The 10,000-nt window shown below is 45.8% G+C and carries 11 protein-coding genes; 8 read left to right on the forward strand and 3 right to left on the reverse strand.

All coding sequences use genetic code 11. The features are described 5' to 3' along the window. Positions 1-1,206 (forward strand): UDP-N-acetylglucosamine 1-carboxyvinyltransferase (murA, locus tag LDL40_RS09390; RefSeq protein WP_300995061.1); only part of this gene is annotated, 1,206 nt, incomplete at its 5' end. Positions 1,207-1,274: 68 nt separating this feature from the next. Here murA and LDL40_RS09395 read toward each other — a convergent pair. The 3 genes from LDL40_RS09395 to LDL40_RS09405 form a co-directional block, all read right to left on the reverse strand. After that, the gene (locus LDL40_RS09395; RefSeq protein WP_300995062.1) at positions 1,275-2,297 is read right to left on the reverse strand and encodes a trypsin-like peptidase domain-containing protein; all 1,023 of its coding nucleotides are present in this window, start codon (positions 2,295-2,297) and stop codon (positions 1,275-1,277) included. A gap of 147 nt (positions 2,298-2,444) precedes the next feature. Further along, complete coding sequence (locus LDL40_RS09400) at positions 2,445-3,806, reverse strand: Do family serine endopeptidase (RefSeq protein ID WP_300995063.1); 1,362 nt, start codon at positions 3,804-3,806, stop codon at positions 2,445-2,447. A 59-nt stretch (positions 3,807-3,865) separates the two neighbouring features. Further along, positions 3,866-4,318 (reverse strand): YhcB family protein, encoded by a 453-nt coding sequence (locus LDL40_RS09405; protein ID WP_300995064.1) that lies wholly within the window; start codon positions 4,316-4,318, stop codon positions 3,866-3,868. Between the two features lie 124 nt (positions 4,319-4,442). On the opposite strand from LDL40_RS09405, the gene zapE reads away from it, so the two are divergent. The 7 genes from zapE to LDL40_RS09440 all read left to right on the forward strand — a co-directional run. After that, entirely contained in the window at positions 4,443-5,537 is a 1,095-nt protein-coding gene (gene zapE, locus LDL40_RS09410) for a cell division protein ZapE (protein ID WP_300995065.1), read from the forward strand. Between the two features lie 176 nt (positions 5,538-5,713). After that, positions 5,714-6,142 carry a 50S ribosomal protein L13 gene (gene rplM / locus LDL40_RS09415; RefSeq protein WP_046519663.1) on the forward strand — a complete coding sequence of 143 codons (429 nt, stop codon included), beginning with the start codon at positions 5,714-5,716 and terminating at the stop codon, positions 6,140-6,142. Positions 6,143-6,154: 12 nt separating this feature from the next. Further along, a complete protein-coding gene (gene rpsI, locus LDL40_RS09420; protein WP_008899943.1) occupies positions 6,155-6,547 on the forward strand; it encodes a 30S ribosomal protein S9 in 393 nt (130 codons plus the stop codon). 425 nt (positions 6,548-6,972) lie between these two features. After that, positions 6,973-7,563, forward strand: coding sequence for a ubiquinol-cytochrome c reductase iron-sulfur subunit (gene petA, locus LDL40_RS09425; RefSeq protein ID WP_300995066.1), 591 nt, complete (start codon positions 6,973-6,975; stop codon positions 7,561-7,563). After that, a complete protein-coding gene (locus LDL40_RS09430; protein ID WP_300995067.1) occupies positions 7,563-8,837 on the forward strand; it encodes a cytochrome bc complex cytochrome b subunit in 1,275 nt (424 codons plus the stop codon). Before petA ends, LDL40_RS09430 begins: the two co-directional genes overlap by 1 nt. Continuing rightward, complete coding sequence (locus LDL40_RS09435; protein ID WP_300995068.1) at positions 8,837-9,577, forward strand: cytochrome c1; 741 nt, start codon at positions 8,837-8,839, stop codon at positions 9,575-9,577. Before LDL40_RS09430 ends, LDL40_RS09435 begins: the two co-directional genes overlap by 1 nt. 70 nt (positions 9,578-9,647) lie before the next feature. Beyond that, positions 9,648-10,000, forward strand: a 353-nt coding sequence (locus LDL40_RS09440) for a glutathione S-transferase N-terminal domain-containing protein (RefSeq protein ID WP_300995069.1), incomplete at its 3' end; no start/stop codon positions are given.

The raw sequence follows: 10,000 nt of genomic DNA on the forward strand, positions 1-10,000 counted from the left end.
GGCGCTAAAAATGCCGCACTACCTATTTTATTTGCCACTATTCTGGCTGAACAGCCGTCGGTGCTGAGCAATGTTCCTGTGTTGAAAGACATTGATACCACCTTTAAATTGTTGCGTATTTTTGGTGCTGAAGTCAGCCGGGAGGACCATCAGGTCACGGTAGATGCGACAGCAATCCACAGTCAGATGGCTCCCTACGAGTTAGTGAAAACCATGCGCGCCTCAATTCTGGCGTTAGGGCCATTATTAGCTCGTTTTGGTCATGCCGAAGTTTCATTGCCAGGTGGCTGCGCCATAGGTGCCCGCCCTGTTAATTTGCATATTGATGGTTTGCGCAAAATGGGCGCGGAGATCACAGTAGAAGCTGGTTATATTAAAGCTAAGGCGAGCCGCTTACATGGCGCTCATATATTTATGGATATGGTCAGCGTCACAGGCACTGAAAACCTGATGATGGCTGCAGTGTTGGCTGATGGTTTAACCATTATTGAAAATGCGGCCCGTGAGCCTGAAGTGGTTGATTTAGCCAAGTACCTGATCGCTATGGGTGCTGATATTCATGGTGCAGGCACTGACACTATCCGTATTACGGGTAAAGAAAAGCTGCACGGCGCGAATCACACTGTATTACCTGATCGTATTGAAACAGGCACCTTCTTAGTAGCTGCTGCTGTGACTGGTGGCGATGTTAGGTGTTTAAACGCCTCTCCTGCAGAGCTGGAAGTGGTGCTTGAGAAGCTGCGTGAAGCAGGCGCAGATGTGACAACCGGTGCGGATTGGATTCGTCTGAATATGACAGGTCGTACATTAAAATCGGTCAATGTAAAAACTGTACCCCATCCTGGTTTCCCGACCGACATGCAAGCTCAGTTTACTGTTCTGAATGTAGTTGCGCAGGGAGTTGGTATGGTGACTGAAACTATTTTCGAAAACCGTTTTATGCATGTACCAGAGTTGCAACGTATGGGGGCTGATATTCAGCTGGAAGGTAATACTGCCTTGATTAAGCATACCGACAAGCTGATGGGTGCTCAGGTGATGGCGACGGATTTACGTGCTTCTGCGAGTTTAGTTATTGCTGGCTTGGTGGCTGAAGGTGAGACTGTGGTCGATCGTATTTACCATATCGATAGAGGCTACGAGCAAATTGAACACAAACTCAAAGGTTTGGGTGCCAATATTCAGCGTATTAATGCTCAGTCCTAAGATGCTGCTGTAAAAGAAACAAAAAAGCCAGTGAAAACTGGCTTTTTTTGTTTTTTGGCGAGACCAGCTTAGTTCAGCTCGCGGATCACTACAGGTATAGTCAGTGTTTTTCCGTCCCGTTCGACCGACATTTGCAGTGTTGTGTCCGGTGGCGTTTCCGCAATCAAATCCAGAGCATGATGTACGCTGGTCAAAGTTACACCGTTGATTTGTTGCAGTATGTCGCCCACTTCCAGACCCGCTATAGCAGCTGGACTCAGAGGCTCAATAGCGCTGATTTTGACACCAAACAAGGTCTGGGCGGTGGAGATCATCAGGTCTCCTGCAGGATTAACTACGGGATCTCCGCTAACCCCTAAATAACCGCGGATCACCCGACCATGCTGAATCAGTTTTTGCAGCACATTGCTGGCTAAACGATAAGGCACAGCAAAAAATATCCCCTGAATGTCCTGATTGCGCTGGCGTTGGAAAGCCGCAGTGTTAATGCCTACTAATACACCATTGCTATTAATCAGAGCGCCGCCTGAGTTGCCTGCGTTAATAGCCGCATCCATTTGCATAAAGTCGGCATAACCATTAGCAGGGCTTAAGCCAGCCCGGCCAGTTGCGCTAATGACACCCTGAGTAATAGCCTGGCCCAGGTTAAATGGGTTCCCTATAGCAAGCACTACATCGCCGACCTGAGGTTCTAAACTGGCGTCTTGTGGTATCACAGGTAAATTGTCGGCCTCTACAAAAAGTACGGCTAAGTCAGTCAGTTGATCCTGACCAATCAGCACAGCGTCAAAGACTCTGCCGTCCTGAAGTGCCACTGAAATCTGGTCTGCGCCGTACACCACATGGTAGTTGGTCAGCACATAACCCTGAGCATTCATAATGACGCCAGAACCCAGCTCCTGGCGCTCAATAGTCCGGCTTTGGTAGGAGCGGGGATCCTGAGTCGTGCTTTTGGTATAGACATTGACTACCGCAGGTGCAGCAGCCCTCACAGCCTTAGAGTAAGACACAGGAGCGGGCAGTTGTTCTTTCTGCTGCCAAAAATTCAGCTTTATTCCTGGATTCTGACTGAAAAAAAACAGCCACAGCATGGCGATTGCCAGACCATAAGCGACACTTTTTAATAGACTTATCAGAAGTTTGGGCACGGGAAGAAATTATGAAACTAATAGATGTGGCAAGCATAACACTAAATGAGAAGTTGCAGTAGCAAGCCACAGGCTTGCTACTGCAAAAAGTTAACGTATTAATACATAAAGGATACGGTTACCACGTTGCACTTGCAGGGCTATGACGCCTGAACTTTTACTCAGGATTTCACGCAATTCTTTAGTAGTAGTCACACGGCTGCGACTGACACCTACAATGACATCGCCTTTTTCCAGTCCTAAAGCTGCTGCAGGTGAACGAGCACCGACATCATCTATGACTATGCCTGGTTCGCCATCCGGCGTTTTACCATCGCTTAAGCTCGCTCCTTCCAACATAGGATGCAGCACTTTAGCTTCTGCAGTCGTTGCTTCAGCGGCCTCCAGCGTGACTTTCACGGTCATGGCTTTATCTTCACGCAGTATGCCTAAGCTGATCTCTTTGCCTACACCCAGAGTCGCGATTTTAGCGCGTATCTCAGTAAATGAATCAATCTGTTTGCCATTGAGGTGGGTGATAATGTCGCCACTTTTTAAACCTGCTTTGTCTGCCGCTGAGCCAGGGATCACCTCTTGTACCCAACCGCCCTTGTTGGTTTTGGCTTTCATCGCCTTAGCTATTTCAGCGTTTAAGTCTCCACCTCTTACGCCTAAAGCACCACGACGCACCTCGCCATACTCAACAAACTGAGCCACAAGGTTTTTCATCATATTGGCAGGAATGGCAAAACCAATACCAATATTGCCGCCGTTAGGCCCCAATATGGCGGTATTAATACCTATAAGTTCGCCTTTCAGGTTGACTAGAGCTCCACCTGAATTCCCACTATTGATCGCCGCATCGGTCTGAATAAAATCTTCGTAACCTTCAATGCCCAGACCACCTCGTCCCAACGCACTGACAATACCAGAAGTGACAGTTTGGCCTAAACCAAAAGGGTTACCTATAGCGACGGTAAAATCACCTACTTTTAACTTGTCTGAGTCAGCCAACTCTACCTGGACCAGATCTTGTGCTTCAATTTGTAACAAGGCGATATCGCTTTCTGGATCTTCACCTATTTTTTTAGCTTTGAAATTGCGACCATCTTTTAGGGTCACCTGGATATCGGATGCGTCGTTGATGACGTGATGGTTAGTGACCACATAGCCTTTTTTCGCATCTATGATCACACCTGAACCTAAACCGCGGAACGGTTGTTCCTGACGCAACTCACCACCACGGCCGAGGAATTGTTCTAATGCACCAGGCAGACGCTGACGTACTTCACGGCTACCTGCCACTGAGATATTTACAACGGCTGGAGTTACATTCTCCAGCATAGGAGCCAGGCTCGGCATTTCCTGATCGCCAGCACCAAAAAATGGTAACTTAGCTTGCACTGGCGCAGGTTGCGCCAGCAGAAAGGCGGCTAAAATACTGATACTTACTAAAGATAACTGCGACTTCATATAGGTAATGCTCCTTCGTACAGATGACGTCACTAAGAATGCTTTACCAGTCGAAAAGTTCAGTCGTCTGATGAGTTTCGTTCAGTTTTATTTTTCATTAAACCACTGGCCGTATTGGAATAATCCAATGGCTGATAGGATGGTTCATCCTTCACTTTACGACGCTCATCCAGCTTATGGATCGACTGGCGTATTTGTGCCGTAGTGTCTGCTGCGAAATAATTCAGCTCGCTACGGTTGTCAAAAGTTGGTCTTTCGATCAACTGCATCTTGGTCTGAGCCATATGGCGGGCAATTTTCTCGTAGTTTTCGTGCAGCTGACTCATCAACTGGTGGGTGGTTTCCACATGTTCTGTGACATCACTACGATATTGCTGCAGCTGCTGTTTGGTTTCGTTTAGCTCAACCTGCAGTTTGCTTTGATTAAATTGGCGCAAACAGTACAAGCGGGTTGCCACTATGCCAACCACTAAGCCAGCTACCAGCCAGGCCAAGGCAAAAGTAACAGTCATAACAACTCCTGAAAAATTAGTTAGTTCAACAATAGTTTAACCTATCTTCTTATCCAGAGTGGTAAGGCATGTTACTATTACGACCATTATTTAGGGTTAATTGGCTTATTTTTCAATATCCGGCATGACGACACCACTGCAAAAATATCAACAAGACCTCAAGCGCGAAGATTTTCTGTTTGATGAGGCCCAGCAAAATGCTGTCCAGCATCTGGAACGTCTGTATCAACAATTTGTGCAGGATAAACCGATCAAACAAAGTTTCTTCGATAAATTGCTTGGTAAAAAGCCGATGATAACACCACTGAAGGGACTTTATTTCTGGGGCGGTGTAGGCCGCGGTAAAACTTATCTGGTCGATACCTTTTACGAATGCCTGCCGACTAACCGTAAACTTCGTATTCACTTTCACCGCTTTATGCACAAAGTGCATCAGGAACTGAAATCTCTGCATGGCGTGTCAGATCCATTAAAAGTTGTAGCGGATCGCTTTAAGGCTGAAACTGATATTTTGTGTTTTGACGAGTTTTTTGTCTCAGACATCACAGATGCAATGATATTAGGCACCCTGATGCAGGAGCTGTTTGCTCGCGGTATTACACTGGTGGCAACGTCTAATATAGAGCCAGATGGTTTGTATCGGAACGGTCTGCAAAGGGCGCGGTTTTTACCAGCGATAGCACTGATTAAACAACACACTGAAACCGTCAATGTCGATAGTGGTATTGACTACCGGCTGCGCACTTTAACTCAGGCTGAAATTTATCATTCGCCTTTGGATGAAAAAGCGGACTGCAATCTGGCGGAATATTTTCTTGCCCTGTCAGTAGAACCGCGCCAGGACGAGGCGAAGATTGAAATTGCCGGCCGTACTTTAACCAGTCGCAAAGAAGCCGATGGCATTATCTGGTTTGATTTTCCGGAGCTCTGTGAAACGGCCCGTAGTCAATATGACTATATGGAACTGAGCAAGTGCTACCACACTGTGTTGCTGTCGAATGTGACCCAGATGGGGCAAACCCGAGATGATGTCGCCAGACGTTTTATTGCGCTGGTCGATGAGTTCTATGAGCGCCACGTCAAACTTATTGTTTCTGCAGCAGTACCTATGGAACAGCTTTATACAGAAGGAATTTTGTCTTTCGAATTTAAGCGCTGTTTAAGCCGTCTGCAGGAGATGCAATCGCAGGATTATCTGGCAAAACAACATTTACCTTAATTTTTTCTTTAAATGGCTGTTTTTTATCATTGGTTACTATATAATCCGCGGCCGGCCCACGTTACAGCCTGAAACTGCCGTAGCCTGGCAGTTTATGTACTCGAAGGGGTGCGATAAGCGACACAATGAAGATTGTGTTAGGTGTAACAGTGTTATTTTTTTTGGGTAGTTTTTAGATGAAAACTTTTACTGCTAAGCCAGAAAGCGTACAACGTGACTGGTTCGTTGTTGATGCAACAGGTAAGACACTTGGTCGTATCGCAACTGAGATCGCTCTTCGTTTACGCGGAAAGCACAAGCCAGAGTACACTCCACACGTTGACACCGGTGATTACATCATCGTTGTAAACGCTGACAAAGTGACAGTCACTGGTAACAAAGCAAAAAACAAAATGTACTACTCTCACAGTGGTTTCCCAGGTGGTATCAAAGAAATTAACTTTGAAAAACTGCTGGTTAAGAAGCCGGAGATGGTATTGGAAGCAGCCGTAAAAGGTATGTTGCCAAAAGGTCCTTTGGGCCGCGCTATGTTCCGTAAGTTAAAAGTATATGCAGGCGCAGAGCATCAACATGCTGCTCAGCAACCGCAAGTTTTAGATATCTAATCGGAGCAGAACATGGCAACTAATCAATATTACGGTACTGGTCGTCGTAAGACCTCTACAGCTCGTGTATTCATCAAAGCAGGTTCAGGTAACATCGTTATCAACCAACGCTCTATCACTGAATACTTCGGTCGTGAAACTGCTCGTATGGTTGTAATGCAACCATTAGAGTTAGTGGAAATGGTAGGCAAGTTTGACTTATACGTCACTGTTAAAGGTGGTGGTATTTCTGGTCAGGCTGGCGCAATCCGCCACGGTATCACCCGCGCTCTGATGGAGTTCGACGAGTCTCTGCGCCCTGCATTACGTAAAGCTGGTTTCGTCACTCGTGACGCCCGTAAAGTTGAACGTAAGAAAGTGGGTCTGCATAAAGCTCGTAAGCGTCCACAGTACTCAAAACGTTAATTCGTTTTTTGTTGCAAAGAACCCGGTCTTGTACCGGGTTTTTTATTGCCAGATATTTATACTCTGCTCAGGATTAAAGTTTCATCGCCTTTCTTTCAATCTGGACAAGAGGTTGAACAAATTCCTGATCGGCTTTTTTCTCTATTAGGAAGAGGATTTTTTTGTCCGGAATGTCGCAGCTTTTGTGCCTGATCATGACAGAAACGTCTTTTTCAGGTTAAAACATGGTGATGCAAAGTTTTACTGACTATTCTGGTTTCGTATTTCGTCGAAAAACTGATGTCAGAACAAAGAGAATTCGGCTAAATCCTTGTGTAAAGCAGGGCTTTTCATTATGATCCGCCGTATTTTTCAACTTATAATAATCGCTGTAATTCAGCCGCTTAAAATATCAACATTTAAGCGTTTAACGTGGAGATGAGTGGATGAGCAATGCGCCTGTAGATCATGGTCGCCGTCGCTTTCTGACCATAGCAACTTCTGTAGTTGGTGGGGTTGGTGCGATTGGAGCTGCTGTTCCCTTTATTGCTTCCTGGAATCCGAGTGAAAAAGCTAAACAAGCAGGTGCACCAGTCACCGCGGACATTAGCAAACTCGAAGACGGGCAGTTAATTCGGGTAGAGTGGCGCGGTAAGCCTGTGTGGATAGTGAAACGGACGCCAGCCATGCTGGAAAGTCTGACCAAAGCAGTAGATAAACTTCGTGACCCTGCCTCAGAAGAACCACAACAGCCTGATTACGCTAAAAACGATCACCGTTCGAAAAAGCCTGAGATTTTTGTCGCAGTAGGTATTTGTACTCACCTGGGTTGTTCTCCTACCTACATCATGAATGATTTTGAAGCTCAGGTTGAAGGTATTCCTTCAGGCTTCTTCTGCCCATGTCATGGTTCTACTTATGATATGGCCGGTCGCGTGTTCTCTGGTGTTCCTGCGCCGAAAAACCTGATGATCCCACCTTATATGTTTGTCGATGACACCACCATTTTAATTGGTGCAGATGAGGGGACAGCTTAATGTTTAAAAACTTTATGAGCTGGATTGAGTACCGCATGCCATTTATGGAAAAAATGAATCTCCATGTGATGCAGTACCCAGCGCCAAAAAACTTTAACTTCTGGTACTTCTTTGGCTCTTTAGCCATGTTAGTACTGGTGAACCAAATACTGACCGGTATCTGGTTAACTATGAACTTTGTTCCTACTGCTGAAGGTGCTTTTGCATCAGTTGAATACATCATGCGTGATGTCGACTATGGCTGGTTGTTGCGTTATATGCACTCCACCGGTGCTTCTGCTTTCTTCGTTGTCGTCTATCTGCATATGCTGCGTGGCATGATGTATGGTTCTTATCAAAAACCACGGGAATTACTGTGGATCTTCGGTATGCTGATTTTCTTAGTTTTAATGGCTGAAGCCTTTATGGGTTACTTGTTACCATGGGGTCAGATGTCGTTCTGGGGTGCTCAGGTTATTATCTCTATCTTCGGTGTAATTCCGGTAATTGGTGATGATTTAACTCTGTGGATCCGCGGTGACTACGTTATTTCAGGCGCGACCTTAAACCGTTTCTTTGCCTTACACGTTATCGCTTTACCATTGGTTTTAGTGGTGCTGGTGTTCCTGCACATCATTGCTCTGCATGAAGTGGGTTCCAATAACCCTGATGGTATCGACGTTAAGCGTCCAAATGATGGTCAGAAGATTGAAGACAACGTGTCTGATAAATTTACTTTCCATGAGTATTTCACCAAAGGCGGTAAAAAAATTATCGTTGATGCTATTCCTTTCCACCCGTACTACACGGTGAAAGATATAGTAGGTGTAGTAGGCTTCCTGTTTATCTTCTGTTTTGTGATTTTCTTTGCTCCAGAAGGTGGTGGTTTCTTCCTTGAGCCACCAAACTTTGAGCCAGCAAACCCGATGAAAACTCCTGAGCACATAGCACCAGTGTGGTATTTTACGCCTTTCTACGCCATTTTACGTGCTGTACCTGATCAGTTGTTTGGTGCGATTTTTATGTTCCTGGCTATTATCTTCCTTGCCTTGTTGCCATGGTTAGACCGTTGCCCGGTGCGTTCAGTCCGCTACCGTAGCAACCTGCACAAGGCTAACTTAGTGATGTTCTGCATCAGCTTTGTGGTGTTAGGTGTGTTAGGTGTATTACCTGCGACTCCAACTTATACCTTGTTAGCGCAGATTTTCTCATTCACCTATTTTGCGTATTTTGGCCTGTTATGGTTCTACAGCAAAAATGAGAAAACCAAGCCGTTGCCAGTGAGGTTATCCTGATGATTAAAAAGTTATTTACTGTACTGGCGTTGGTAGCATCCAGCGCTGCTATGGCGGCTGGTGGTCATGCTGTGCATTTAGACAAGGCACCTATTGATCTGACGGACAAAGAGTCACTGCAACGTGGTGCCCGTATGTTCCAAAACTACTGTCTGGGTTGTCACCAGATGCAGTACCAGCGTTATTCCCGTACTTTCCGCGATTTAGGTATTCCTGATGACGTAGGTATGGCTACTTTAGGTTTTACTGCGAATAAAGTGGGTGACCATATTAAAAACGCAGCTCCTAAAGCTGACCTGGCCAACTGGTTTGGTGCTGCGCCACCAGATTTAACCAACGTAGCCCGGGTTCGTGGTCCGGACTGGATTTACACTTATCTGCGTACATTCTATGTGGACCCAAGCCGTCCATTTGGGGTGAACAACGAAGTGTTCCCATTAGTAGGTATGCCACATGTGTTACAAGAGCTGCAGGGTATCCCTTACAAGGCGACTGAAACTCGTCTGGTTGACGGTGTACCCACAGAAGTGGACGTAGGTATTAAAACTGATGGCTCAGGTGAACTGAGTACGGAAGAATACGACCGTGCTGTTGCTGATCTGGTGAACTACCTGGAATACGTTGGTGAGCCTTCCAAACTGGAGTCTCACAGCTTAGGTGTAAAAGTTCTAATCTTCTTAGGTATTTTCTTTATCTTCGCTTTCCTGCTGAAGAAAGAGTACTGGAGAGATGTCCACTAAGGACATAGATGTTAGCCTTTGAAGGGGCCGCGAGGCCCCTTTGTATTTATGCTTATAACCGGAGGATCCTATGGCGATTTCTGCCAACAGACGTGCTGTGATGACCTTGTTTTCAACAGCCAATGACATGTACTGTCATCAGGTCAGAATGGTACTGGCGGAGAAAGGCGTCACGGTAGATATTATGCAGGTGAGCACTGATAGTCTGCCTGAGGATGTTTACGAGGTTAATCCTTATGGTTCTTTGCCCACTTTGATGGACAGAGATTTAGCTTTATTTAAAGCCGATATCATTAACGAGTATCTGGATGAACGTTTCCCACATCCTCCTTTAATGCCGGTTTACCCTGTAGCTCGTGCGAATGCCCGGTTAATGATGCATCGTATCGAAAAAGACTGGTATGGTTTAGCCGACAAAATTCT

This window comes from Rheinheimera sp., from assembly GCF_020217005.1.
In the GTDB taxonomy this organism is placed as follows: Bacteria; Pseudomonadota; Gammaproteobacteria; order Enterobacterales; family Alteromonadaceae; genus Pararheinheimera.